A 24237-nucleotide genomic window follows, 5' to 3' on the forward strand; every position below is an offset into this window, starting at 1 on the left:
CCCACCACTATCCGGCCAAATACCGAGGAGACGACCGATGCCCCGATTCCGCCCCATCGCGCTGCTTGCGCTGTCCTTTGCAGTGGTCACCGGCGCACATGCCGCCGACGCGTGGCCTGCCAAGCCGATCCGGTGGATCGTGCCCTACCCGGCCGGCGGCGGATCGGATTTCCTGGCGCGCACCATCGGACAGGGGCTGTCCGCCCGCGTCGGCCAGCCGGTGGTGGTGGACAACAAGCCGGGCGGCAATACCGCGATTGGCGCGTCCGAGACCGCCCGCTCGGCGCCCGACGGCTACACGGTGCTGTCGGCCGACAACGGCACGCTGGTGTTCAATCCGGCGCTGTACAAGACGCTTTCGTACAACCCCACGCGCGACCTGGCGCCCGTGACGCTGCTGGGCCGTTTTCCCATGATCCTGGTGGTCGGCCCCGGCACCCAGGCCAAGACCGCGCAGGACTTCATCGCCCAGGTCAAGGCGACGCCGGGCGGCGTGAACTACGGATCGGCCGGCGCCGGCAGCCCGCACCATCTGGCGATGGAGCTGCTCAAGACCGAAGCACACCTGACCATGACCCACGCGCCGTATCGCGGTGCGGCGCCGGCCTTGTCCGACGTGGCCGCCGGCCAGATTCCCGCGATGATGGTCGACTACGCCGCCGGTGCGGGCTTTATCAAGGGCGGAAAGGTGCGCCCGCTGGCGGTGGCCAACGCCACGCGCCTGCCCCAGTTGCCCGACGTGCCGACCTTCGCCGAACTCGGCTACAAGAACGTGGAAGCCGCCGCGCTGGTCGGCATGGTGGTGCCGGCCGCCACCCCGCCCGAGGTCATCAACACGCTGAACCGGCAAGTCGTGGCGTCCGTGAAAGACCCCGCCATCCACAAGAAGCTGGTCGACTTCGGCGTGGAGCCCGTTGGCAACACCCCGGCCCAGTTTGGCGACCTGCTGCGCAGCGAGACCGCGCGCTGGACCCGGCTGATCCAGGATCTGAAGATTTCGCTCGACTGACGCACCACCGCCCGTAGCTGGAGTTCCGCATGACGCAGTCCACCCCACCCGCGCACGGCGCGGGTTGCCCGATCGACCACACCGCACTGCGCGCCGCCGGCGCATCCCCTGTTCTGGCGCCGAACGGCTGCCCGGTCAGCCACAACGCCGCGGCGTTCGATCCGTTCGAGGACGGCTACCAGCAGGATCCGCCCGACTACGTGCGCTGGTCGCGCGAGCAGGAACCCGTGTTCTACAGCCCGAAACTGGGCTACTGGGTGGTGACCCGCTTCGACGACATCAAGGCGATCTTCCGCGACCACCTCACGTTCAGCCCGGCCATCGCGCTGGAGAAGATCACGCCCACCGGCGACGAAGCCAACGCCGTGCTGGCGTCGTATGGCTATGCGATGAACCGGACGCTGGTCAACGAGGACGAACCGGCCCACATGCCGCGCCGCCGCGCGCTGATGGAGCCGTTCACCCCGGCGGAACTGATGCACCATGAACCGCTGGTGCGCCGGCTGGCGCGCGAATACGTCGACCGCTTCATCGACGATGGCCGCGCCGATCTGGTGGACCAGATGCTCTGGGAAGTGCCGCTGACCGTCGCCCTGCACTTCCTCGGCGTGCCCGAGGAAGACATGGACCTGCTGCGCCAGTATTCGATCGCCCACACGGTGAACACCTGGGGCCGGCCAAAGCCCGAGGAACAGGTGGCCGTGGCCCATGCCGTGGGCAACTTCTGGCAGCTGGCGGGCCGCATCCTCGACAAGATGCGTGCAGACCCGTCGGGGGCGGGCTGGATGCAGTACGGCATCCGCAAGCAGAAGGAACTGCCCGAGGTCGTCACCGATTCGTACCTGCACTCGATGATGATGGCCGGCATCGTGGCCGCGCACGAGACCACGGCCAATGCATCGGCCAATGCGATCAAGCTGCTGCTGCAGCACCCCGACGTCTGGCGCGAGATCTGCGAAGACCCGGCGCTGATTCCCAACGCCGTCGAGGAATGCCTGCGGCACAACGGATCGGTGGCCGCGTGGCGCCGGGTGGTGACGCGGGACACCGAGGTGGGCGGCATCCCGCTGGCGGCCGGCAGCAAACTGCTGATCGTGACATCGTCGGCCAACCATGACGAGCGGCACTTTTCCGATGCCGACCTGTTCGACATCCACCGCGACAACGCCAGCGACCAGCTCACCTTCGGGTACGGTGCGCACCAGTGCATGGGCAAGAATCTGGCGCGCATGGAGATGCAGATCTTCCTCGAAGAGCTGACCAGCCGCCTGCCGCACCTGCGTCTGGCCGACCAGCACTTCACCTACGTGCCCAACACGTCGTTCCGCGGCCCCGAGCACCTGTGGGTGGAATGGGACCCGGCGCAAAATCCGGAACGCACCGACCCCGCCGTGCTGGCACCCCGCGACGCGGTGCGCATCGGCGAGCCCACCGGCAATATCGGCCGCACGCTGGTGGTCGAGGCTGTGGAGCCGGCTGCGCAGGACGTGCTGCGTATCCGGCTGGCGTCGCAGGACGGGCGTCCCCTGCCGCGCTGGACGCCCGGCGCGCATATCGACGTCGAATGCGGCCACACCGGCATCTCGCGCCAGTATTCGCTGTGCGGCGACCCGGCCAATGCCAATGTGTTCGAGATCGCCGTGCTGCGCGAGACGGAAAGCCGTGGCGGCTCGGCCTGGATCCACGCCAACCTGCGCGTCGGCGACAAGCTCAAGGTGCGCGGCCCGCGCAACCACTTCCGGCTCGACGAAAGCTGCCGCAAGGCCATCTTCGTGGCCGGCGGCATCGGCGTGACGCCGGTCAGCGCCATGGCGCGGCGCGCGCGCGAACTCGGCATCGACTACGTATTCCACTACTGCGGCCGGTCGCGCCAGGCCATGGCCCTGCTTGATGAACTGGCCGCGCTGCACGGCGACCGCCTGCACGTCCATGCGGCCGATGAAGGCCACCGCGCCGACTTTGCCCGGCTGCTCGGGAGCCCGGACGCCAGCACGCAGGTCTATGCCTGCGGCCCGGCGCGGATGATCGAGGCACTGGAAACCTGCTGCGCCAACTGGCCCGAGGACACGCTGCGCGTCGAACACTTCAGCTCCACACTCGGCACGCTGGACCCATCGAAAGAACAGCCTTTCACCGTCGAGCTCAAGGATTCGGGCCTCACGCTCGACGTTCCGGCCGACCAGACCCTGCTCACCGCGCTGCGCCGCGCCAATATCGACGTGCAGAGCGACTGCGAGGAAGGCCTGTGCGGATCGTGCGAGGTACGCGTGCTGGATGGCGACATCGACCACCGCGACGTCGTGCTCACCCGCACCGAGCGCGACGCGAACAACCGGATGATGTCGTGCTGCTCGCGTGCCGCGCGCGGCGGGAAGATCGTGCTTGCGCTATGACCAGCCCAGCCATCCCTTGATGGTCTGCCCCATCACAGCGGCCGAAATGCTACCTCCGCATCGGCGTGGAAGAAGGTGCCCGCGCGACGCAGAACAGGCTCATCGCCGCCTGCGGTGTGCCCGGCCTGATGCCTGACAGGCGCTGCGCCATGCGAATCTTCCACGGCGACGGGCCGATCTGCCCGTCGAATACTTCGGCCCCCACCATGTGATTGTGCGGAAGCACCCTCACCTGCCATCCGCGTGGCTCCAGCACGCCGCGCAGAAAGGTCTCGGTCACACCATCGCCGGGGCGGTGATGCAACTCGGTTGCCAACGCCCAGTACTGCTCGTTATCGGCGGCCGCGTGACCGCCGCGCTTGAGCCAGCGGTAGATCGGCACGCGCAGCCGCCACATCAGCATGGCTAGGCCGCGGAAGTTCCACGCGGTGAACTGGGGATCATGGTCGGTGATCAGCACCCCGCCCGGCTTGACCAGCCGCGCGGCTTCGACCAGCACGGCGGCCATGTCGTCGCAGTGGTGCAGCGACCCGTTGATGGCCACGATGTCGGCAATGCCCGTGGCCAGCGGCATGTCGTGCGCATCGGCTTGCAGCGGGACATAGCCAACGCCGGCTGCGCGCTGCAGGCTGCCCTCCGCGACGTCGACGCCAATGGCCACGCGCGGCGCGCCGCCCAGCGTGGCCAGCACATTGCCGGGGCCGCAACCCACGTCCACCAGTACCTTGCCGTCGAGCGGTCCCGTCACGGCATGCCAGCGTTCGCGCCATTGCGGATAGCGATGGACATTGGCTAGCCAGTCGTCCATCCATCTGGGATGGCTGAAGTAGTGTGCATTGGCGAGCATGCCGCGCGTATAGCGGATCGGCGCCCGGGGAAGCCAGCCATCCTGCACGCAAGCCCCCGCCTTCAGATAGGGCCGGAGGCGTTGCAGGTAGTCGTGGCCACGACCATCCCGCGCTTCGGGATGCCGCCGTGGCGTGGCCATCGGCGAGCGGGCCGCCGTTACAGGTTCCGGCCCGGCTGCCGCAAGCGTATCGGACTGCTCCATGTCTCCCCCACCAAGGCAAAAAAAGAACATTCCCGGCGTCGCGCGGCTGCGCGATCGTCGGCGGAAAATTCCGGGTATGGGACTGGGTCGGCAAGTGCTCTGCGGCACAGCCGTTTGACACATTTCGGTAAAGTTAAGCAGTCATGCCGCAATGCAGCACTGTCCGAAAAGCCGCCATTTGTGCGCAGTTGGTGCGGTAGCCCACATAACGCGGGTCAGCGCCGGAACCAGAGGATGGAAAGCGCACATGCCGCCACCAGCAGAAGGCCGGCGACCGCCGCGAACAGCGCGCCGACTTCGGTCTCCCTGCGCTCCAGCGCAAAACGTGCGCTGAGCTGGCGGTACACGCGGCTCAGGTCGGCCGCCGAGCCGGCCTGGAAATATTCGCCGCCGGTGATATTGGCGACGGCGCGCAAGGAGGGCTCGTCGAGCTGCATGAAGTAGGACAGCACCGGCTCGCCGGCGACGCCGCCCTGCGCCGATCCAAAGCCCACGGTGTACACGCGTACGCCCCGCTGGGCGGCCATGCGCGCAGCGTCGAGCGGGTCCGGGCCGGTGGTACGGCGGCCGTCGCTGAGCAGGATGACCGCGCCGTGCCGGTACGAGCCCGGCTGCACCGGCGCGCGCTCCTTCGCCCGCTTGCGCGCGGCGTCTGCCGCAGCGGCTTCGTCAAGTGACGGGGCGGGCCTGCCCAGCAATGGTGCGCCGTCGTTGAACAGGACGGCTTCGAGGTCGATGCTATCATTGGGAAACAATACGGCCAGGGCCTGTATCAGGCCGCTGCCGGTGGCCGTGCCGCGCTGCAGCTGAAAGCGGTCGAGCGCGTCGAGCATGTCCTGGCGGTTATCGGTCGGGGCCAGCACTTCCGCGGCGGTGGCGGCGAACGAGACAATGCCCAGCCGAACACTCGACGGCAGCCCCACCACCAGGTCACGCGCGGCCTGCTGGGCGGCGGCGATGCGCGTGGGCGCCACGTCGGTGGCCTCCATGCTGCGCGACACATCCATCGCCAGCACCAGCGTGATGGTGTCGGAAGGCAGCGTGATGGTGGCGCTGGGCCGCGCGCAGGCCAGCAAGGCGGCACCGAGTGCCAGCAGGAACAGAACGGGGGGAATGTGGCGCCTCAGGCGTTGGCCGGGCCCCAGCGCGGCGCGCGGCAATGCAAGGCTGGCATAAAGCAGGGCTGCCTTCTTGCGCCGTGCGATCAGATACACGTAGGCGGCTGCCAGCAGTGGGAGCAAAAGCAGCAGCCAGAGCATTTGCGGCCAGAGAAACTGCATGCCCTGCTCCTTGGCGCGTGAGTAAGAGGATGGTACTGTATTTTTTAAGGCGCGACGGAACCGGGGGCTGCGATGAAACGGGTGACGATCTACGGGTTGGTTTCAGTGGCCGTCGTCCTGATATTTGCCGCAGGCGCATCGGTTTCGTGGCTGGCTCAGCCGCCGCCGCGCAAGCTCACGCAGGCCGACATCGACGCCGCCGTGCTGCACACGCTGCAGACCAAGACGCTGCCATCCCAGGCCGCCCGGGCCGCCGAATCCATCCGCGAATCGGTGGTCGAGATCCGCAGCTACGCGCCCGACAAGGCACCCGACCCGCCGCCCGCCGCCAAGGCAAAGCGCGATCCGCCCGACGCCAGATCGAAAGCCGCCCAGAAGGCCGCGCCGAAGGCGGCCCCGAACGCCAGCCCGCAGCGCGATGAAGCCGCCGCGACCGATCCACCCCGGCGCAGCGAGCAGCCCGAAGCCCGGTCCGAAGCCCGCCACATCGGGTCCGGCGTGGTCGTCACCGAAACCGGCACGATCATCACGAACTACCACGTGGTGGCCGACGCCAGCCGGCTGGAGGTCACCTTCCACAACGGCCAGACATCGGAAGCCTCGCTGCTGCAGGCGATGCCCGAGAAGGACCTGGCCATCGTGCAGCCGAAATCGATCCCCGACGACCTGCCGGCCGCCACGCTCGGGTCCAGCCAGAATCTGGCGCCGGGCATGGAGGTGGTGGCGGTGGGCTTTCCGTTCGGCATCGGCCCGTCGGTGTCCGCCGGCGTGATCTCCGGGCTTGACCGGCAGTTCGTGTCGCCGGACCGCAAGCAGAAGCTCGACAAGCTGATCCAGTTCGATGCGGCGGCCAATCCCGGCAATTCGGGGGGGCCGCTGGTGAACATGAATGGCGAGGTGGTGGGCATCGTCACCGCCATCCTCAACCCCAACCCGAGCGGCACCTTTCTCGGTATCGGCTTTGCCATCACGATCGAAAGTGCCGGCATGGCCCTTGGATCATCTCCCTTCTAGACGCGGAGGCCCATGAACGACCCAGCCCGCGGCGCCATCGACAGCGCCAACCTGATGGAACGCCTGCTGTACGAGGTGAAGCGCGTGGTGGTGGGACAGGACCACTTCCTGGAACGGGTGCTGGTGGCCATGCTGGCCGGCGGGCACCTGCTGGTGGAAGGCGTGCCCGGCCTGGCCAAGACGCTGACGGTCAACACGCTGGCACGGACCATGAGCGGATCGTTCAAGCGCATCCAGTTCACGCCCGACCTGCTGCCCGCCGACCTGATCGGCACCCGCATGTACAACCAGGGCACCGGCGAGTTCTCCACGGTGCGCGGGCCGGTGTTCGCCCACCTGCTGCTGGCCGACGAAATCAACCGCGCGCCGGCCAAGGTACAGAGTGCACTGCTGGAAGTGATGCAGGAGAAACAGGTGACCATTGCCGGCGAATCGCATCCGGTGCCGGCACCGTTCCTGGTCATGGCCACGCAGAACCCGATCGAGACCGAGGGCACCTACCCGCTGCCCGAGGCCCAGGTGGACCGCTTCATGATGAAGGTGCTGGTGGGCTATCCCACCGAGGAAGAAGAGGTCGTGATCGTCAACCGCGTGACCGGCCCGCGCATCGGCGTGAACGCGATCGCCACGCCCGAGCACCTGGCCGGACTGCAGGAAGAGTGCCGCAAGGTGTACGTGGACCCGGGCCTGATCCAGTACGCGGTGCGCGTGGTGGCCGCCACGCGCAAACCCGCCAGCCATGGCCTGGACGATCTGGAGCGTTACGTGTCGTTCGGGGCCAGCCCGCGCGCCACGATCGGCCTTATCGAAGGGGCGCGCGCGCTGGCGTACCTGCGCGGCCGCGACTATGCCCTGCCCGAGGACGTGACCGACCTGGTGCCCGACGTACTGCGCCATCGCATCGTGCTGTCGTACGAGGCGATCTCCGATGCGGTGACGGCCGACCAGCTGATTGCCCGCATCCTGAAGGCGCTGCCGGTGCCGGAACGGCCCATGGAATCCCATGTTCGGGCGGCTGGGCGCTAGGCGGCGCCAAAGCGGCCCGACAGGCGTCGTCGCCGGAGACGGCGTGGCGCGCGTGGGTGCCAGCCAGACCGACGCGCTGCTGCGCCGGCTGGAATGGACCGTGGTCCGGCGGCTCGACGGCCTGCTGCAGGGCGACTACCGCACGCTGTTTCGCGGCTTCGGGCTCGATCTGGCGGACCTGCGCGAGTACCACCCCGGCGACGATGTGCGCCATATCGACTGGAACGTCACGGCCCGGCTGCAGACGCCGCATGTGCGCGAGTACCAAGAGGATCGCGAGGTGGCGGCCTGGTTTCTGCTGGACCTCAGCGCATCGGTCGATTTCGGGTCCGGCACGGTGCGCAAGCGCGACCTGCTGGCCGATTTTTCCACCGTCATGGCACTGCTGCTGACCCGCTACGGCAATCGCGTTGGCACCGTGCTGTACGGCGGCGCGGCCGATGCCTCTGCAGCGGTGGTGCCGGCGCGCGCCGGCCGCCGCCACCTGATGCATCTGCTGCACCGCATGCACGCCACGCCAGCCGCATCGCCGGGCGACACCCGCCTGCGCGACCTGCTGGAGCGTGCCCGCGCCGTCGCGAAGCGCCGCTCGGTGATGTTTGTCGTCTCGGACTTCATCAGCGCGCCCGGCTGGCAGGCATCGCTGGCGATGCTGGCGCGGCGCCACGAAGTGGTAGCCGTGCGGCTGGTCGATCCGCTGGAGCTGGCACTGCCCGACCTGGGCGTGGTGGTGATGCAGGACGCCGAAACCGGCGAGCAGATGGTGGTGGATACCCACGACAAGGGCTTTCGCAAGCGTTTCGCGGCGATCGCCGAGGCCCGGGAGGCCGAACTGCGCCTGGGCTTTGCCCGTGCCGGCGTGGACTGCCTGACCCTGTCCACCGACACCCGCCTGGACCTGGCACTGCTGCAGTTCGCGCGCCAGCGCAGCCGCCGGCCTGGCGCCGCGCGCGACGCCGTCAGGGGCATCGCATGATCGATGCGCTGAACCGGATGCCGGTGCTGAGCTTCCTGTGGCCGGCCATGCTGTGGCTGCTGGCGCTCGTGCTGCTGCTGGGCGCGGGCTACCTGTGGCTCGATGCTCGCCGGCGCCGCGCTGCCGCGCAATACCCGGCCTTGCGCGTCGCCGGCATGGCAGGCGCGGCCCACACCACCGGCAAGGCTCCGGCGAACTGGCGCCGGCATGTGGCGCCCGTATTCGCGCTGCTGGCGCTGACCGCACTGGTAGTGGCCATCGCCCGCCCTCAGGCGGTGATGGTTTTGCCATCACGGATCGAGACGGTCGTGCTGGTGATTGACCTGTCGGGCAGCATGCGCGCGCAGGACGTCAAGCCCAGCCGCCTGCGCGCCGCGCAGGGCGCGGCCAAGGTGCTGCTCGATGCGCAGCCGTCCGGCGTCAGTACGGGCGTGGTGGCGATGGCGGGCACCGCGGCCGTGGCGCAGGCGCCCAGCCGCCGCAAGGACGACGTGGCCGCCGCCATCGACAAGCTGCAGCCACAGGGCGGCACGGCGCTGGGCAACGGGCTGCTGATTGCGCTGACGACGTTGATGCCGCAACTGACGGAAGACGCGGCGCGGCTGATGAACGAGGACGGCCCCATTCCGAAATCAGGGCCGGTCGATACGGACGAGCCCGTCGCGCCGGGCTCCTACGCGGCCGGTGCGATCGTGCTGTTCTCCGACGGCGAGAGCAATGCCGGCCCGGCCGCAATGCAGGCCGCCCAGCTGGCTGCCGCCCACGGCGTGCGCATCTACACGGTGGGCGTGGGCACCGTCGAAGGCGTGGTGCTCAAGGCCGACGGCATGTCGGCCCGGGTCAAACTCGACGAACAGGTGCTGAAGCAGGTGGCCGACGCCACCGGTGCCGAGTACTTCCGGCTGGAAGACGCGTCGCGGCTCAAGACCGTGTACCGCGCCATCAACGCCCGGCTGGCCCATGGCAAGCGCGACCAGATCGAGGTCACCGCGTTCTTTGCCGCGCTGGGCGCCTTGCTGGCAACGTGCGCGGGGCTGCTGTCGCTATGGTGGTTCGGGCGCGTGCTGTAGCGTCAGACCGTCCCGGACCCGCTAGCGCGGCTGCAGCACCAGCAGTGTGGATGTGCCGTGCGCGAGCACGCGGCCCGAGGTATCGGTCACGCGGCAGTCCGCGGTGATGATCTGGCGGCCCTGCGTGATGACCCGCCCTTCGGCACGCACGCGCCCGGTATCGGGCTTGATGGCGCGCGAGAAATTGCCGCGGGTTTCCACTGTGGTGTAGCCGGTGCCCGCAGGCAGTACGGAATTGGCCGCGCACCCTGTGGCGCTGTCGATAAGCGTCAGCGCCCAGCCGCCATGCACGGTGCCCATCGGATTGAGAAGATGCACACCCGGATCGCCCTCGAACGCGGCAAACCCGTCGCCCACTTCGACCAGCCAGAAACCCAGCGCCTGGCCAATCGGCGGCTGCGGCAGCCGGCCTTCGACGATGGCCTCCAGCACGGCCTTGCCCGTCATGCCCGCGATGTCGGCGGGGTTCGCCACGCCATAGTGATAATCGGTCACGCACGTCTCCGTATTCTTGTGGGGGGGATCAGGATGTTTGCAGCGTAGCGGGCAAGCTTATCCCAATATCCCGGCAGCTGCCGGCGGAGGACGTGGAGTCGGCGTGGCGTCAGGCCGCCATCACGCCGCGGTGACGCAGTCCTGCCCGGCCGGGACGGCGGGCTCGGGGGGGTCGTCGGGCCGCATGCTGGAGGCCAGCACGAACTGGTCGCGGCCGCGCTGCTTGGCCATGTAGAGCGCACGGTCTGCTTCGGCGAACAGGCTGCGCCACAGGCCGTCGCGGCTCGACGGTCCGCCATGCAGCTGTGCCACGCCGATGCTGACGCTGGCATGGCCGCAGCCGGGGCCGTCGCCATCGGGCAACGCAATCGCCCTGACCTTGCGCAGGATACGGTTGGCCAGGGCCGTGGCCTGATGCTCGTCGGTATGCGGGCAGAGGATGCAGAATTCCTCGCCGCCGTAGCGCGCGGCAATGTCCGACGCGCGCCGCGAGTTGTCGAGCGCGGCGGCGATGTCGCGCAGCACCTGGTCGCCGGCGTGGTGGCCGTGCCGGTCGTTGACACGCTTGAAATGGTCGACGTCGATCACCAGGCACGACAGCGGGTCGCCGTCGCGCTGCCAGCGCGCCACCAAACCCATCGCGGTCATGTCCAGCGCGCCGCGATTGAGCAGGCCGGTCAGCGCATCGAGGCGCGCGCCGCTTTCGTTACGGGCGATGATCTGTTCCATCGCCATCAGGCTGAAGCCGAACAGGCCCAGCAGCACGGCCACCAGCGGCGCCAGTGGCCAGATCGACGCACTGGTCTGCAGGAAGAACGGCGTGATGGCCAGCCCCTTGAACGCGGCGCCGTAGCTGAGCGCCGCCACCTGCGATCCAAGCAGCACAAGGTGCGATGCCAGCACCAGCGGCCCGCCGATGCTGGTGCGGCCGCGGCGGCTGCGCAACATCGTGACGATGGTACTGAACGAGATCATGGCCAGCATGCCGTAGGCCACGCCGTGCAGCAGCACGCGGCCGTCCGACAGGCCGGACATCAGCACCAGCAGCACCAGCGTGATCAGGCCGACGATGCGCAACGGCAGCGCACGGTCCGCCAGTCCGTAATAGACACGCACGCCACGATAGATGGTCAGCCGGCCAATCAGATAGGCCCCGGCGCCCAGCGCCGATAGCTGCAGCGATTCGCCGGCGACGCTGGCGGCCACCACCAGACCGGCGCCCGATGCCACCACATGCCCGACCGCCCACAGGCGCCCTGCCTCGCTGGCGCGCAACGCGAGCACCAGCCCCGCGGCCATGACCAGCGTGCTGGAAAACACCACCATCATGACGACCAGAATCGTCTGCTGAGCCAGGTGCACGGGAATCCGTTTCCTCTTAAAGCTACCGGGGGCGGCTGCCGTTATGCACGTTAACCCTTGCTGGGTGACCGGACGTGAAGAACAGCGAATGGGAACGCCGCGAATGGACAGCACAAGAAGCGGCGAAAGCACGCATCATAGCCCGCTCACCGGCCGGGGCGCACCCCCGGCAAGCCGGGTACCCGTCGCATTTTTGCAATGGTTTGCACCCTGTGGATCGCGCTGGGCGGAATGCTCAGTCGTCCTGCGGCGGGGTGGTCGTCAACGATCCGGCGCTGGCCGGCCTGACCTCCGGGAACGTGCCGCCGAGTGCCAGCGTCAATGCGCGGGCGGCATCCAGCACCTGATCGCGGAAGGCCTCGCTGAAACGCGGCGTCGGGCAGGTGAGGGTCAGCGCCCCCTTGAGTTCGCCACCGGGGCCGAACACCGGCGAGGACACGCCGGCGATATCGGGGCTGCGGTCGCCCACCATGGCGATCACGCCTTCGTCGCGAATCCGCTGGTAGATCTCGCCACGCGCCCCGGCAAAGGCCCGCAGCACGCGTCCGCCCGCGCCGCGGTTACGCGGCAGCAGGTCGCCGGCGCGGATATGGTCGCGCACCGGCTGCGGCGAATCGACGCGATACAGGCACAGGCGGTGCTCGCCCTGCTCGACGTGGAACGCGGCCGATTCCCGGGTCACGCGCACCAGTTCGCGCAGGGCCGGCATCACCACCCCCTCCAGCGAGAACGACGCCGCGTAGACCGCGTTGAGCCGTGCCACTTCGGAGCCAAGCGCGTAGCGGCCGTCGGGTAGGCGCTGGATCAGCCGTGCATGTTCCAGCGAAGCCAGCAACCGCAGCAGCGTGCTCTTGTACAGGCCGCTGCGCTGCGCCAATTCGGCCAGGCCCAGCGACGTGTCGCCCTCACGGAAGACCGACAGCACGAAGAGCGCCCGATCGACGGCAATCGCACCGCCATCGGCGGCGTTCTTGTCGGCTTCGGACAGCTGGGCGGCTTTGCGTGGCATGGGCAGGCAGGACACATTGGAACGGGCGTCCACCGTATAGAACGGCCCGGCTGTTGTCAATGCAACCACACGGGCGCATCAATGGCCGGCGCGATGGCCGCAATGCCGGTATGATGGCGCCTTCCGGGTTTTCCCTAGGTCGTCGTACCAGGCGATCCGCAGCCCGGCCCACCCGCGCCTCCTGAATCACCCATGTCCGCCCCGAGTCATCCATCGATCACGCCACCGCATGGCGAATGCACCGCCGGCGATGTGACCCGCCGCATCCTTGCCGTCGTCTTTTTCAACTTCATCGCCTATCTGGCAGTTGGCCTGCCGATTGCCGTGGTGCCGGGCTTCGTCCACGGCGACCTGGGCTACAGCGCCGTCCTGGCTGGCCTGGCGGTGAGCATCCAGTACCTGGCCACGCTGATGAGCCGCCCCTGGGCCGGCACGCTGTGCGACACGCAAGGCCCGCAACGCTCCGTGCTGACCGGCCTGGCGCTGGTCACCGGCAGCGGCGTGCTGACTCTGGTGGCTTCGCTGTTCGCCGGAAGCGACTGGCTGGGGCTGGCCTGGCTGCTGGCGGGACGCCTGATGCTGGGCGCGGGCGAAAGCCTGGTCACCACGGGCACCATCGCCTGGGGCATCGGGAGCGCCGGCGCGCGGCACACCGCCAAGGTGATCTCGTGGAACGGTATCACCACGTATGGCGCGCTGGCCGTGGGCGCGCCGGCAGGCGTGGTCCTGGCCAAATGGGGCGGGCTGGGCACGATTGGCGTGGTCACCACGCTGATTGCCGGCGCGTCGCTGCTGCTGGCGCGACGCCGCCCGCCGGTGCCGGTGCTCAAGGGCGACCGTCTGCCGTTCCGCCGCGTCTTCCGCGCCATGACGCCGTTCGGCCTGTGCCTGGCGCTGGGCTCGGTTGGCTTTGGCGTGATCACGGCGTTCATCACGCTCTACTACAACAGCAAGGGCTGGGACCACGCCGCGCTGGCGCTGACGGCGCTCGGCACCTGCTTCGTGCTGACGCGCCTGGTGATGGCCGACGCCATCGCACGGTTCGGCGGCTATGCCGTGGCGCTGGTGTCGTTTGCCGTAGAAGCCGCTGGCCTGGGCATCATCTGGATGGCCCACGCGCCGTGGCAGGCGCTGGCGGGCGCGGCCGTGGTGGGCTTCGGCTTTTCGCTGGTGTTCCCCGCGCTGGGCATGGAAGCGGTCAAGCGCGTGCCGGCCACCAATCGTGGCTCGGCGCTGGGCGCCTACGCGCTGTTCCTCGATTTCGCGCTGGGCCTGACCGGCCCGGTGGCCGGCTGGATCGCCGCCCAGGGCAACTACCCGGGCGTCTACCTGTTTGCCGCGCTGAGTGCCGTGCTGGCGCTGGTGCTGAGCCAGCTGCTGGCCGCGCGGTATCGCGGCCAGCTCGCCCCTGCCACCTGATTACAGACGTTCGCAGCAATACGCTTCGGTACTGTAGGGAAACGACACCTGGTCGCGGCCCTGCAGCGCGGGATCGCCGTCGATCACCGCATGCAGGCGCGCACGCACGGCGTCCTGCTCCGGCTGCGGCAGCGACGCGATAAAGCTGACCGACATCACGCGGTCGACGATCACCTGCTCCGGCGCGCCGGTATGCGTATAGGGAAAGCGCGTCAGGCCAAGCGGCCCGAAGCCATCGGCCGGGAAGACCTTCTTCCAGTCGCCCTTGTAGAAGCGCGGCGCATCGCCCTCGTAGGGCGTCATGATTTCGGTCAGCCTGGCCACCCAGCCCACCGATTCGTCGCGCACATTCCAGACCAGCCCGAGCCGGCCGCCCGGCTTCAGCACACGGCCGATTTCGCGCATGGCGGCGGCATTGGCAAACCAGTGAAAGGCCTGCGCGCAGACCACGGCATCCACGCTGGCGTCGGGCAGCGGCATCGATTCCGCGCTGCCCTGCACGGCGCGCACCGCCGGCAACCTGCCCGAAAGCTGGGCCCGCATGGCATCGACCGGTTCCACGGCAATGACGCTGGCGCCGGTGGGCAGCAGCAGGCGCGTGAACTTGCCGGTGCCGGCGCCCAGGTCGACCACGGTCTTGCCGGGTGCCAGGCCCAGCGTGTCGCGCAGCCAGGCGGTGAGTTCGGCGGGATAATCGGGACGCCCGCGGGCGTAGGTATCGGCCTGGGACGAGAAGCCCTGGGCGGCGGCATGATGGATTGTCGTCATGACCCCGCACGATACGCCGGCGGCGTGACATCGACAAGTCGCACCGCCGCGGGCGGCGCGGCTTCTTTCAGTGCTGCAGGCCCCAGCGGCGTACCGTCAGGCGTTCCAGCGTCGTGAAAACCAGCCCTTCCACCGCTAGCCCGATCAGGATCACCGTGGCCAGCCCGGCGAAGACGCGGTCGGTGTAAAGCTCGTTGCGGTTCTGGAAGATGTACCAGCCCAGCCCGCCCTTGCCCGACGACGCGCCAAACACCAGTTCGGCCGCGATCAGCGTGCGCCAGGCAAACGCCCAGCCGATCTTGAGGCCCGACAGGATGGCCGGCAGCGCCGCCGGCACGAGGATCAGCACCACATAGCGCAGGCCGCGCAGCCCATAGTTGCGGCCCGCCATGCGCAGCGTTTCGGGCACGCCGCGAAACCCCGCGTAGGTATTCAGCGCCAGCGGCCACAGCACCGAATGGATCAGCACGAACACCAGGCTGCCCGTACCCAGCCCGAACCACAGCAGCGCCAGCGGCAGCAACGCGATGGCCGGCAGCGGATTGAACATGGCCGTCAGCGTATCGAGCAGATCGCGCCCGATGCGCGTCGACACCGCCACGGTGGTCAGCGCAAACGCCAGCACGATGCCGGCCGCGTAGCCCTGCAACAGGATCGACAGCGACACCACGGCCTTGCCCGGCAGCTCGCCGCTGGCGATGGCCGCCACGAACGCGCGCGCCGTGGCCAGGAAGGTCGGCAGCAACAGGTCGTTGTCCTGCACGCGGGCGATGGCTTCCCAGGCAACGGCCAGCACCAGCAGGATCAAGGCCTTGCGCAGCCAGCCCTGCTGCCACAGCTGCCGGTACCACGGCAGCGCACGGGACAGCGGCACGGCCGTGAAGGGTTCGAGTTCGCGCTCGTATTCGGGGCGCAGCGTGGGGAGGATCGTCGACATGATGTGGCAGTGGGAGCGTTCAGTGCGTGGCAGCGTGGCGGGGGCGGCCCGAAGCGGAATCGGCCCCGGCCGGCGTGTCGAACAGCATCGCGTGGATGCGTTGGGCAGCCTGCTGGAATTCCGCGCTGCCCTGGCTGGCCAGCGAAAACTGGTGGCTGTTCAGTTCGGCACGAACGCGGCCCGGATGCGGCGACAGCAGCAGGATGCGGCTGCCCACCACCAGCGCCTCTTCGATCGAATGGGTCACGAACAGCAGCGTAAAGGCGGCCTCGTCCCACAGCGCCAGCAGTTCTTCCTGCATGCGCCGGCGCGTCAGCGCGTCCAGCGCGGCGAACGGTTCGTCCATCAGCAGCACCTTGGGCCGCGTGGCCAGCGCACGGGCAATCGCCACGCGCTGCTTCATGCCGCCGGACAGCGTGTGCGGATAGGCATCGGCAAAGGCCGCCAGGCCAACCTTGTCCAGGAAATGCATGGCCACGTCGCTGGCCTCGGCCTTCGACAGGCCGCGCGCCTGGCGCAGCGGGAACATCACGTTCTGCCTGACGGTCTTCCACGGCGGCAGCTGGTCGAATTCCTGGAACACGACGATGCGGTCCGGGCCCGGTGCCTGCACGCGCTGCCCTTCGAGCCGGATCTCGCCCTCGGCGGGCGGCACGAAGCCGGCCACGGCCTTGAGCAGCGTCGACTTGCCGCAACCGGACGGCCCCAGCAGCACGAAGCGGTCCGACGCGTGCACGTCGAAGCTCACGCGGTGCGTGGCACGCACCACGCGCGTCGGCGTGCGGTATTCGAGCGACACGCCATCCACCTGCAGCAGCGGCTGCGGATGGGGCACCACGCGAAGGTGAGGGTTGCCGTGATTGCCGTGGCTGCCGTGATATCCGTCTGCCATGTCAGCTCCCCTGCGCGGTGGCCGGGTCCTGGAAGAAATAGTCCTGCCAGGACGCCGGACGGTTCTTGATGGCGCCCACGCGATGCATGAAATCGGCAAGCGGATAGGTGTTCTGCGGCGCCACCTTGAACTGCACCTGCGGGTTCTTGAGGATCTTCACCAGCAGCGCGCGGTCGATCTTGGCCTTGTTCACCCGGATGTAGAGGTCGGCGGCCGCCTCGGGGTTCTTCGTCGCAAACGCGGCGGCCTCGCCCAGCGCATCGACAAACGCGCGATAGGTCTTGGGGTTCTCGTTGCGGAATTTCTCGGTGGCGTACAGCACCGTGGCCGAACTGGGGCCGCCGAGCACGTCGTACGAGCTCAGCACGATGCGCGCGTTCGGGTTGCCGGCCAGTTCCTGCTCCTGGAACGGCGGATTGCCGAAGTGGCCCGTGATTTCGGTGCCGCCCGCAATGATCGCGGCGGCGGCATCGGGGTGCGGCACGGCCACGGTCCATTTGTCCAGGCGGTTGAACTCCTTGTCGCCCCACTGCTTGGCGGCGGCCAGTTGCAGCACGCGCGACTGCACCGATACGGTCACCGCCGGCAGCGCGATGCGGTCCTTGTCCGAGAAGTCCGCAATCGACTTCACCTTGGGATTGTTCGAAACCAGGTAGTACGGGAAGTTGCCCAGCGACGCCACGCCCTTGACGTTCTGGCGGCCGTGCGTGCGGTCCCACAGCGTCAGCAGCGGGCCCACGCCGGCACCGGCGATGTCGATGGCGCCCGACAGCAGCGCGTCGTTCACGGCCGATCCGCCTGACAGCTGCGTCCATTCCACCTTGACGTCGACACCCTGCTGCTTGCCGTGCTTCTCGATCAGCTGCTGGTCACGCGCCACGTTCAGCAGCAGGTAGACCACGCCGAACTGCTCGGCAATGCGGATCTTGCCCTCCGCATGCGCGGTGCCGGTCAATGCCAGCCCGGCGGTCAGGACGGCCAGCGTGGCACGGCGGGCGAAGGGGGTGGCAAACGAAAATACTGACATGCGTAAGGCTCCGGGGACGCTTGGATGGAATGTGGGTGAGGCTCAGAACGGCGTATCGCCTTCGATCGTGGTGCGGAACATCACGCGGCGCAGGTGGTCAGGCGTGCCGGCCGCCAGGTGCAGCAGCGAGCGGTTGTCCCAGAACACCAGGTCGTGCTCGCGCCACTGGTGGCGGTAGACGTACTCGGGCCGCACGCTGTGCGCGAACAGTTCGTCGAGCAGCGCGCGGCTTTCGTCGTCGGGCAGGCCGACGATCTTCGTCGTGAAATGCTCGCTGACGAACAGCGCGCGGCGGCCGGTCTCCGGATGGGTGCGCACCACCGGATGCACCACGGGCTTGACCTGCGCGATCTGCTCGGGCGTCAGGTTCGGCCGCCAGGGGCTGCGCTTCTGCAGCTCGGCGTAGCGCGCCAGGTAGGTGTGTTCGGCGGTCAGCCCGTCGATCTTCTGCTTCAGCGCCGCCGGCAGGCCATCATATGCGGCGTGCATGTTGGCGAAGAGCGTGTCGCCGCCCTCGGCCGGCAGTTCGATGGCATGGAGCAGCGAGCCCAGGCTGGGCGTTTCCTTGTACGACAGGTCCGAATGCCAGAAATGGCCTGCGTCGCCCAGCCCGATCGGCTTGCCGTCCTTCAGCACGTTGGACACGATCAGGATCTCGGGATGATCGGCCAGCTGGAACTGGTGCAGCACATGGATCTGCAGCGGGCCAAAGCGGCGGCTGAACGCGATCTGCTGGGCCGGCGTGATGCGCTGGTCGCGGAACACCACCACGTGGTGGTCCAGGTGGGCGCGATGGATGCGCCGGAAATCTTCGGCGGAAAGCGGCCGATCGAGGTCGAGCCCGATCACTTCCGCACCGAGGGCGGCATTCAGCGGGCGGATCTCGAAATCCTGCACGGTATCTACATCGGCAATGGTCATGGCAATTCTTGGCCTTGGGGGAAGCACAAGCCTTGCACTCTAGGGAGCCACGACGCCGCACACAACGAATCAAATCGCGCGCCGTTATGCGGCCAGCGCATATGGCGCGTCGATGTGCGGCCGGCGCATAAGCAAACGCACTTTCCTTCGTTCCCGTGCCGCACCGCGCTCCGTACGCTCACCGGTTGGTTCTTTCGAAGGATTGCCGCAATGTCATCCCCCAACCCCACCCGCCGGCGCGTCGTGCTGGCCGGCATGGCCGGCCTGGGCGCCGTCGTCGCGCCCGCCATCTGGTCCACGGCGGCGCTGGCCGCCGACGCGCCCGAGACGCTGCGTATCGGCTACCAGAAGTCGTCGACGCTGATGATCTGGCTGAAGTCGCGGCAGGCTCTGGAACAGGCGCTGGCGCCGCGCAAGGTCAGCGTGCAGTGGCACGAGTTCACCTCGGGGCTGCCGCTGCTGGAATCGCTCAACGTGGGCAACCTCGACCTGACCGCCGACGTGGCCGATGCCGTGCCGCCGTTCGCACTGGCCGCTGGCGCCAGCATGACGTACTACGCCATCGAATCGCCGTCACCCACGGCGCAGGCTATCGTGGTGCGCAGCGACTCGCCGATCCGGTCGGTGGCCCAGCTCAAGGGGCAGCGCGTCGCGTTCTCCAAGGGTGCCGGCGCGCACTACCTGCTGCTGGAGGCTTTGAACGAAGCAGGCCTGTCGATGCGCGACATCGAACCCGCATACCTGACGCCGGCCGATGCCCGCGCGGCGTTCGAGCGCGGCAGCGTGGCCGCCTGGGTGATCTGGGACCCGTTCCTGGCGGCGGTGCAGCGCCAGGCCAACGCGCGCATCCTGCGTGACGGCGTGAAGCTGTCGAGCTACCGGCGCTTTTACCTGGCCGCCACGCCGTATGCAAAGCGCCGGCCCGACGTGCTGGCCACGGTCTATGGCGAACTGCGGCGCGCCGGCGAATGGATCAAGGCCAACCCCGCCGAGGCCGCCGCATGGCACGCACCGCTGATCGGGCTGGACGCCGCCACCGTCGAAGCCGCCAACGCGCGGCGCACCTACCAGGTACAGCCCGTGGACGGCGCCGCGCTCGACGAGCAGCAGCGCATCGCCGACGCCTTCGCCGCCCAGGCCATCCTGCCGCGCAAGGTCACCGTGGCCGCTTCGCCGGTGTGGAAGCCCGCGTGAACATGCCCGATACCTGAGCGCGCCCGCCACGGGAGCGGTTGAACGCCCGGTACGTCTTGCCGTGCGCCACCGCACGCCCCGTCCCCTGTTCCGTGCCCTATAGTCGAAGGCAGCAGCGTCCACAAGATGCTGCGCCGCACAGGACACAGCGAACCACAAGGGGACCACCACATGGGCACTGTTGCGCGCTTTGACATCGGCTTTACCCGCTATCTTTTGCCCGAGGGCGCGCCCGCCCCGGACCTTCCCGCCTTCGCCCGCGACCCCGCCGCCCTGCTGCCGCTGTATCGCGCCATGGTGCTCACCCGGCAGTTCGACCTCAAGGCCATCGCCATGCAGCGCACGGGCCAGATCGGTACGTTCGCGTCGGCGCTGGGCCAGGAGGCCATCGGCGTGGGCGTGGCCACGGCCATGCGGGCGGACGACGTACTGATCCCCTCCTACCGTGACCATGCCGCGCAATTTGTGCGGGGCGTCACCATGACGGAGAGCCTGCTGTATTGGGGCGGCGACGAACGGGGCAGCGGATTTGCGGCAGTGCCGCACGACTTTGGCAATTGCGTACCGATCGGCACCCAGGTCGGCCATGCGGCCGGCGTGGCCTACGCGTTCCGGTTGCGCCGCCAGCCGCGCGTGGCGGTCTGCATCATCGGCGACGGCGGCACGTCCAACGGGGCGTTCTACGAAGGCATGAACATGGCCGGCGCGTGGCAGGTGCCGCTGGTCATCGTCATCAACAACAACCAGTGGGCCATCTCGATGCCGCGGGCCAAACAGACAGCGGCGGCCACGCTGGCGCAGAAGGCCATTGCGGCAGGCATCCCGGGCGAGCAGGTGGATGGCAATGACGTCATTGCCGTGCGCGAACGCGTGGGCGACGCCATCGAACGGGCGCGCGACGGGGCGGGCCCGGCGCTGATCGAGGCCGTCACGTACCGGCTGGGCGACCACACCACGGCCGACGATGCCTCGCGTTATCGCGACGACGCCACGGTCAAGGACGCCTGGCTGCACGAGCCCATCAAGCGCATGCGTGACTACCTGGCCAGCGTGGGTGCCTGGGATGCCGGGCAGGAAGAGGCGCTGGTCCGCGAATGCCAGCAGGCCGTGGCCGCCGCCGTGGAAGCCTATCTGCAACTGCCCCACCCCGATGTCTCGGCGATGTTCGATTGCCTCTACGAGACGCTGCCGGCCGCGATGGCCGACCAGCTCGACACCGCGCAACGCTACGCCGCGCAGGACCAGGAGACCCATCATGGCTGAACTGCATATGGTGGAAGCGGTCAACCTGGCGCTGGCCCACGCGCTGGAACACGACCCCGACGTGGTACTGCTGGGCGAGGACATCGGCGTCAACGGCGGCGTGTTCCGCTCGACGGTCGGCCTGCAGCAGCGTTTTGGCGATGCGCGCGTCATCGACACGCCGCTGGCGGAAGGCGGCATCGTCGGCGCGGCCATCGGCATGGCGGCGATGGGCCTCAAGCCCGTAGCGGAGATCCAGTTCGCGGGCTTCATCTATCCGGCCATCGACAACATCCTGAACCACGCCGGTCACCTGCGGCACCGCACGCGCGGCCGGCTCAGCTGTCCGCTGGTGGTGCGCGCGCCCAGCGGGGCCGGCATCCACGCGCCAGAGCACCACTCCGAAAGCCCGGAGGCGCTGTTCGCACATATCCCGGGCCTGCGCGTGGTCATGCCGTCGTCGCCGGCCCGCGCCTACGGCCTGCTGCTGGCCGCGATCCGCGACCCCGACCCGGTGATCTTCTTCGAGCCGACCCGGCTCTATCGCCTGTTCCGGCAGGAGGTGGAGGACACCGGCGAGGCGCTGCCGCTCGATGCCTGCTTCACGCTTCGCGACGGCACCGACATTACGCTGGTCAGCTGGGGCGCAATGGTCCAGGAAACGCTGGCCGCCGCCGACCTGCTGGCCGACGAGGGCATCGCTGCCGCCGTGATCGACGTGGCCACGATCAAGCCGCTGGACATGGAGACGATCCTGGAATCGGTGGCGCAAAGCGGCCGCTGCGTGATCGTGCACGAGGCGCCGCGCACGGCCGGCGTCGGCGCCGAGATCGCGGCGAACCTGGCCGATGCCGGGCTTTATTCGCTCAGCGCGCCGGTGCAGCGCGTAACCGGCTACGACACCGTGGTGCCGCTGGCGCGGCTGGAGCATAGCTACCTGCCGTCGGTGGCGCAGATCGTGGACGCGGCACGGCGCGCACTGGACGCCGGCTAGGCACCGCCCATCAGGAGACAACGATGCGGATCTTCAAGCTGCCCGACCTGGGCGAAGGCCTGCAGGAAGCCGAGATCGTGACGTGGCACGTCAAGCCCGGCGACACCGTACAGGCCGACCAGCCGCTGCTGGCGGTGGAAACCGCCAAGGCGATCGTCGAGATTCCGTCGCCGTTCGCCGGCCAGGTGGCCAGGCTGTACGCGCAGCCCGGCGACATCGTCCACCTGGGCGCCCCGCTGGTGGGCTTCGAAGGCGCGGGCGCGGCCGACGATGCAGGTACCGTGGTGGGCAACGTCAAGGTGGGCACGCACGTGGTGCGCGAAGGCGAAACACGCGTGGGCGCCGCCGGCATCCAGGGCGGCCACGGCCTCAAGGCCACGCCTGCGGTGCGCGCGCTGGCGCGCAAGCTGTCGGTGGACCTGGCCATGGTGACGCCCTCGGGCCGCGACGGGGTGATCACCGCCACCGACGTGCAGCGGGTGGCCACCACGCTGGCCGAAGTCGGCCCGGCGGAGGTGGTGCGCGGTGTGCGGCGCGCCATGGCCCAGAACATGGCGCGCGCGCAAAGCGAGGTGGCCGCCGCCACCGTCATGGACGATGCCGACCTGCACGCGTGGCAGACCGTGGGCAGCACGGCCGCCGGGCATGACGTCACGATCCGCCTGGTGCGGGCGCTGGTGGCCGGGGTACGCGCCGAGCCCGCGCTCAACGCCTGGTACGAGGGCCACACAGGCCGCCGCCATCTGCTTGAACGCATCGATGTGGGCATTGCGGCGGACCTGCCCGAGGGGCTGTTCGTGCCGGTCCTGCGCAATGTGGGCAAGCGCGATGCGGCCGACCTGCGCCACGGGCTCGACCGGATGCGGGCCGACATCAAGGCCCGTACTATCGCCCCGGAGGAAATGCGCGGCAATACCATCACGCTGTCGAACTTCGGCATGATCGCGGGCCGCTATGCGGCGCCGATCGTGGTGCCGCCCACGGTGGCGATCCTCGGTGCCGGGCGCATCCGGGACGAAGTGGTGGCCGCCGGCGGGCAGCCGGCCGTGCATCGCGTGATGCCGCTGTCGCTGACGTTCGACCACCGCGTGGTCACCGGTGGCGAGGCGGCGCGCTTCCTGCGCGCGGTAATCACCGACCTGGAACGCCCGGACTAGGGCCGTGTGACGCCCGCGTTACCGGGAAAATTCCGCCATCGGAACGAGGGCATTCGCACGCCGGCTTCCTATACTGGATAGCCCCGGCCATGGCGACTGCCGCGCGTGCCGGACATCGCATCCGACAACTGCATACCACCTGAAGGAGCCAGACCATGGCCATCCGCATTGGCGAGACCGCCCCGGACTTCACCGCAGAGACCACCGAGGGCAAGATCAATTTCCACGAATGGATCGGCGACAGCTGGGCCATCCTGTTCTCGCACCCCAAGGACTTCACGCCGGTCTGCACCACCGAACTGGGCTACATGGCCAAGCTGAAGCCCGAATTCGACAAGCGCAATACAAAGATCATCGGCCTGTCGATCGACCCCGTGGGCGACCATTCGCGCTGGGCCAAGGACATCGAGGAAACGCAGGGCACCGCCGTGAACTTCCCGATGATCGGCGACCCCGACCTGACCGTGGCCAAGCTCTACGACATGATCCATCCGGAGGCCAGCGGCGGCGGCCCGCGCACCGCCGTCGACAACGCCACGATCCGCTCGGTGTTCTGGATCGGCCCGGACAAGAAGATCAAGGCCATGCTGGTCTATCCGATGAGCGCCGGCCGCAATTTCGACGAAGTGCTACGCCTGCTGGATTCGCTGCAGCTCAACGCCAAGCACACGGTGGCCACGCCCGTGAACTGGAAACCGGGCGACGACGTGATTATCCCGACTTCAGTTTCCGACGAGGACGCAAAGAAGAAATATCCGGACGGATTCAAGACGCTGAAGCCGTATCTGCGTACGGTGGCCCAACCAAAGTAACCCGCGGCCGGGGTCACTCGATGGGATGAGCCAATGGTCCGGTATACCTGTTTGAGTTAGTCCATCTGGCCTGTGGAACTATCCACAGGTTGCGTGGATAATCGCCCTCTTGACAGCCCGCAAACCCGCGCCAGCCTTGAGATGAGCTGGACTGCCTTTTTTTTGGGCAAACGCCGTTGCGGGGGTTTT

22 protein-coding genes are annotated in these 24237 nt (G+C 68.5%); 12 read left to right on the plus strand and 10 right to left on the minus strand.

The annotated features are described in order from the left end of the window. Positions 1 to 37 precede the first annotated feature (37 nt). A complete protein-coding gene (locus tag AC3FJ6_RS11025; RefSeq protein ID WP_488771895.1) occupies positions 38 to 1009 on the plus strand; it encodes a Bug family tripartite tricarboxylate transporter substrate binding protein in 972 nt (323 codons plus the stop codon). A gap of 29 nt (positions 1010 to 1038) precedes the next feature. Continuing rightward, positions 1039 to 3402: a cytochrome P450/oxidoreductase gene (locus AC3FJ6_RS11030; protein ID WP_488771896.1), complete on the plus strand. Its 2364-nt coding sequence runs from the start codon at positions 1039 to 1041 to the stop codon at positions 3400 to 3402. Between the two features lie 49 nt (positions 3403 to 3451). On the opposite strand, the gene AC3FJ6_RS11035 is transcribed toward AC3FJ6_RS11030, so the two are convergent. Both AC3FJ6_RS11035 and AC3FJ6_RS11040 read right to left on the minus strand, forming a co-directional pair. Then, positions 3452 to 4453 (minus strand): class I SAM-dependent methyltransferase, encoded by a 1002-nt coding sequence (locus tag AC3FJ6_RS11035; protein WP_488771897.1) that lies wholly within the window; start codon positions 4451 to 4453, stop codon positions 3452 to 3454. Positions 4454 to 4668: 215 nt separating this feature from the next. Beyond that, complete coding sequence (locus AC3FJ6_RS11040; protein WP_488771898.1) at positions 4669 to 5733, minus strand: VWA domain-containing protein; 1065 nt, start codon at positions 5731 to 5733, stop codon at positions 4669 to 4671. 72 nt (positions 5734 to 5805) lie between these two features. Between AC3FJ6_RS11040 and AC3FJ6_RS11045 the strand changes: the two genes are divergently transcribed. Genes AC3FJ6_RS11045 through AC3FJ6_RS11060 form a run of 4 tightly spaced genes read left to right on the plus strand, consistent with a single transcriptional unit; the run spans position 5806 to position 9819 of the window. Next, positions 5806 to 6747, plus strand: a complete 942-nt coding sequence (locus tag AC3FJ6_RS11045; protein WP_488771899.1) for a S1C family serine protease — start codon at positions 5806 to 5808, stop codon at positions 6745 to 6747. 12 nt (positions 6748 to 6759) lie between these two features. After that, complete coding sequence (locus AC3FJ6_RS11050) at positions 6760 to 7773, plus strand: AAA family ATPase (protein ID WP_488771900.1); 1014 nt, start codon at positions 6760 to 6762, stop codon at positions 7771 to 7773. Beyond that, positions 7751 to 8749: a DUF58 domain-containing protein gene (locus AC3FJ6_RS11055; protein ID WP_488771901.1), complete on the plus strand. Its 999-nt coding sequence runs from the start codon at positions 7751 to 7753 to the stop codon at positions 8747 to 8749. Before AC3FJ6_RS11050 ends, AC3FJ6_RS11055 begins: the two co-directional genes overlap by 23 nt. After that, positions 8746 to 9819 (plus strand): VWA domain-containing protein, encoded by a 1074-nt coding sequence (locus AC3FJ6_RS11060; RefSeq protein WP_488771902.1) that lies wholly within the window; start codon positions 8746 to 8748, stop codon positions 9817 to 9819. The genes AC3FJ6_RS11055 and AC3FJ6_RS11060 overlap by 4 nt, the downstream gene beginning before the upstream one ends. Positions 9820 to 9840: 21 nt before the next feature. Here the strand turns inward: AC3FJ6_RS11060 and AC3FJ6_RS11065 are convergent, their stop codons facing one another. The 3 genes from AC3FJ6_RS11065 to AC3FJ6_RS11075 all read right to left on the minus strand — a co-directional run bounded on the left by AC3FJ6_RS11065 (position 9841) and on the right by AC3FJ6_RS11075 (position 12685). Then, on the minus strand, positions 9841 to 10314 hold the full coding sequence (locus AC3FJ6_RS11065) for a PaaI family thioesterase (RefSeq protein WP_249641023.1): 474 nt from the start codon (positions 10312 to 10314) through the stop codon (positions 9841 to 9843). Positions 10315 to 10434: 120 nt separating this feature from the next. Next, on the minus strand, positions 10435 to 11676 hold the full coding sequence (locus AC3FJ6_RS11070) for a GGDEF domain-containing protein (protein WP_488771903.1): 1242 nt from the start codon (positions 11674 to 11676) through the stop codon (positions 10435 to 10437). A 235-nt stretch (positions 11677 to 11911) separates the two neighbouring features. Then, entirely contained in the window at positions 11912 to 12685 is a 774-nt protein-coding gene (locus AC3FJ6_RS11075; protein ID WP_488771904.1) for an IclR family transcriptional regulator, read from the minus strand. Between the two features lie 192 nt (positions 12686 to 12877). Between AC3FJ6_RS11075 and AC3FJ6_RS11080 the strand changes: the two genes are divergently transcribed. Next, a complete protein-coding gene (locus AC3FJ6_RS11080) occupies positions 12878 to 14104 on the plus strand; it encodes an MFS transporter (protein WP_488771905.1) in 1227 nt (408 codons plus the stop codon). On the opposite strand, the gene AC3FJ6_RS11085 is transcribed toward AC3FJ6_RS11080, so the two are convergent. The 5 genes from AC3FJ6_RS11085 to AC3FJ6_RS11105 all read right to left on the minus strand — a co-directional run bounded on the left by AC3FJ6_RS11085 (position 14105) and on the right by AC3FJ6_RS11105 (position 18649). Continuing rightward, positions 14105 to 14872: a class I SAM-dependent methyltransferase gene (locus AC3FJ6_RS11085; RefSeq protein ID WP_488771906.1), complete on the minus strand. Its 768-nt coding sequence runs from the start codon at positions 14870 to 14872 to the stop codon at positions 14105 to 14107. 67 nt (positions 14873 to 14939) lie between these two features. Then, on the minus strand, positions 14940 to 15809 hold the full coding sequence (locus tag AC3FJ6_RS11090; protein ID WP_400394455.1) for an ABC transporter permease: 870 nt from the start codon (positions 15807 to 15809) through the stop codon (positions 14940 to 14942). Positions 15810 to 15828: 19 nt separating this feature from the next. Beyond that, positions 15829 to 16701, minus strand: a complete 873-nt coding sequence (locus tag AC3FJ6_RS11095) for an ABC transporter ATP-binding protein (RefSeq protein WP_488771907.1) — start codon at positions 16699 to 16701, stop codon at positions 15829 to 15831. A gap of 1 nt (position 16702) precedes the next feature. Next, entirely contained in the window at positions 16703 to 17728 is a 1026-nt protein-coding gene (locus AC3FJ6_RS11100) for an ABC transporter substrate-binding protein (protein WP_488771908.1), read from the minus strand. A 42-nt stretch (positions 17729 to 17770) separates the two neighbouring features. Then, on the minus strand, positions 17771 to 18649 hold the full coding sequence (locus AC3FJ6_RS11105; RefSeq protein ID WP_153946031.1) for a TauD/TfdA dioxygenase family protein: 879 nt from the start codon (positions 18647 to 18649) through the stop codon (positions 17771 to 17773). A gap of 210 nt (positions 18650 to 18859) precedes the next feature. On the opposite strand from AC3FJ6_RS11105, the gene AC3FJ6_RS11110 reads away from it, so the two are divergent. From AC3FJ6_RS11110 to AC3FJ6_RS11130, 5 genes are all read left to right on the plus strand, one after another. After that, positions 18860 to 19843: an aliphatic sulfonate ABC transporter substrate-binding protein gene (locus AC3FJ6_RS11110; protein WP_488771909.1), complete on the plus strand. Its 984-nt coding sequence runs from the start codon at positions 18860 to 18862 to the stop codon at positions 19841 to 19843. Positions 19844 to 20014: 171 nt separating this feature from the next. Next, the gene (gene pdhA, locus AC3FJ6_RS11115; protein WP_488771910.1) at positions 20015 to 21106 is read left to right on the plus strand and encodes a pyruvate dehydrogenase (acetyl-transferring) E1 component subunit alpha; all 1092 of its coding nucleotides are present in this window, start codon (positions 20015 to 20017) and stop codon (positions 21104 to 21106) included. Continuing rightward, on the plus strand, positions 21099 to 22079 hold the full coding sequence (locus AC3FJ6_RS11120) for an alpha-ketoacid dehydrogenase subunit beta (protein WP_488771912.1): 981 nt from the start codon (positions 21099 to 21101) through the stop codon (positions 22077 to 22079). Before pdhA ends, AC3FJ6_RS11120 begins: the two co-directional genes overlap by 8 nt. A 23-nt stretch (positions 22080 to 22102) precedes the next feature. Then, positions 22103 to 23236 (plus strand): dihydrolipoamide acetyltransferase family protein, encoded by a 1134-nt coding sequence (locus tag AC3FJ6_RS11125; RefSeq protein ID WP_488771913.1) that lies wholly within the window; start codon positions 22103 to 22105, stop codon positions 23234 to 23236. Positions 23237 to 23391: 155 nt separating this feature from the next. Continuing rightward, the gene (locus AC3FJ6_RS11130; protein ID WP_153946026.1) at positions 23392 to 24048 is read left to right on the plus strand and encodes a peroxiredoxin; all 657 of its coding nucleotides are present in this window, start codon (positions 23392 to 23394) and stop codon (positions 24046 to 24048) included. Positions 24049 to 24237 lie beyond the last annotated feature (189 nt).

This window comes from Cupriavidus sp. 94F1 (genome assembly GCF_057798875.1).

Excerpts from the sequence above, each read along its gene's own strand:
- AC3FJ6_RS11025 (WP_488771895.1), top strand. The coding sequence starts at position 38 with ATGCCCCGATTCCGCCCCATCGCGCTGCTTGCGCTGTCCTTTGCAGTG.
- AC3FJ6_RS11030 (WP_488771896.1), top strand. The coding sequence starts at position 1,039 with ATGACGCAGTCCACCCCACCCGCGCACGGCGCGGGTTGCCCGATCGAC.
- AC3FJ6_RS11035 (WP_488771897.1), bottom strand. The coding sequence starts at position 4,453 with ATGGAGCAGTCCGATACGCTTGCGGCAGCCGGGCCGGAACCTGTAACG.
- AC3FJ6_RS11040 (WP_488771898.1), bottom strand. The coding sequence starts at position 5,733 with ATGCAGTTTCTCTGGCCGCAAATGCTCTGGCTGCTGCTTTTGCTCCCA.
- AC3FJ6_RS11045 (WP_488771899.1), top strand. The coding sequence starts at position 5,806 with ATGAAACGGGTGACGATCTACGGGTTGGTTTCAGTGGCCGTCGTCCTG.
- AC3FJ6_RS11050 (WP_488771900.1), top strand. The coding sequence starts at position 6,760 with ATGAACGACCCAGCCCGCGGCGCCATCGACAGCGCCAACCTGATGGAA.
- AC3FJ6_RS11055 (WP_488771901.1), top strand. The coding sequence starts at position 7,751 with ATGTTCGGGCGGCTGGGCGCTAGGCGGCGCCAAAGCGGCCCGACAGGC.
- AC3FJ6_RS11060 (WP_488771902.1), top strand. The coding sequence starts at position 8,746 with ATGATCGATGCGCTGAACCGGATGCCGGTGCTGAGCTTCCTGTGGCCG.
- AC3FJ6_RS11075 (WP_488771904.1), bottom strand. The coding sequence starts at position 12,685 with ATGCCACGCAAAGCCGCCCAGCTGTCCGAAGCCGACAAGAACGCCGCC.
- AC3FJ6_RS11080 (WP_488771905.1), top strand. The coding sequence starts at position 12,878 with ATGTCCGCCCCGAGTCATCCATCGATCACGCCACCGCATGGCGAATGC.
- AC3FJ6_RS11085 (WP_488771906.1), bottom strand. The coding sequence starts at position 14,872 with ATGACGACAATCCATCATGCCGCCGCCCAGGGCTTCTCGTCCCAGGCC.
- AC3FJ6_RS11090 (WP_400394455.1), bottom strand. The coding sequence starts at position 15,809 with ATGTCGACGATCCTCCCCACGCTGCGCCCCGAATACGAGCGCGAACTC.
- AC3FJ6_RS11095 (WP_488771907.1), bottom strand. The coding sequence starts at position 16,701 with ATGGCAGACGGATATCACGGCAGCCACGGCAATCACGGCAACCCTCAC.
- AC3FJ6_RS11100 (WP_488771908.1), bottom strand. The coding sequence starts at position 17,728 with ATGTCAGTATTTTCGTTTGCCACCCCCTTCGCCCGCCGTGCCACGCTG.
- AC3FJ6_RS11105 (WP_153946031.1), bottom strand. The coding sequence starts at position 18,649 with ATGACCATTGCCGATGTAGATACCGTGCAGGATTTCGAGATCCGCCCG.
- AC3FJ6_RS11110 (WP_488771909.1), top strand. The coding sequence starts at position 18,860 with ATGTCATCCCCCAACCCCACCCGCCGGCGCGTCGTGCTGGCCGGCATG.
- pdhA (WP_488771910.1), top strand. The coding sequence starts at position 20,015 with ATGGGCACTGTTGCGCGCTTTGACATCGGCTTTACCCGCTATCTTTTG.
- AC3FJ6_RS11120 (WP_488771912.1), top strand. The coding sequence starts at position 21,099 with ATGGCTGAACTGCATATGGTGGAAGCGGTCAACCTGGCGCTGGCCCAC.
- AC3FJ6_RS11125 (WP_488771913.1), top strand. The coding sequence starts at position 22,103 with ATGCGGATCTTCAAGCTGCCCGACCTGGGCGAAGGCCTGCAGGAAGCC.
- AC3FJ6_RS11130 (WP_153946026.1), top strand. The coding sequence starts at position 23,392 with ATGGCCATCCGCATTGGCGAGACCGCCCCGGACTTCACCGCAGAGACC.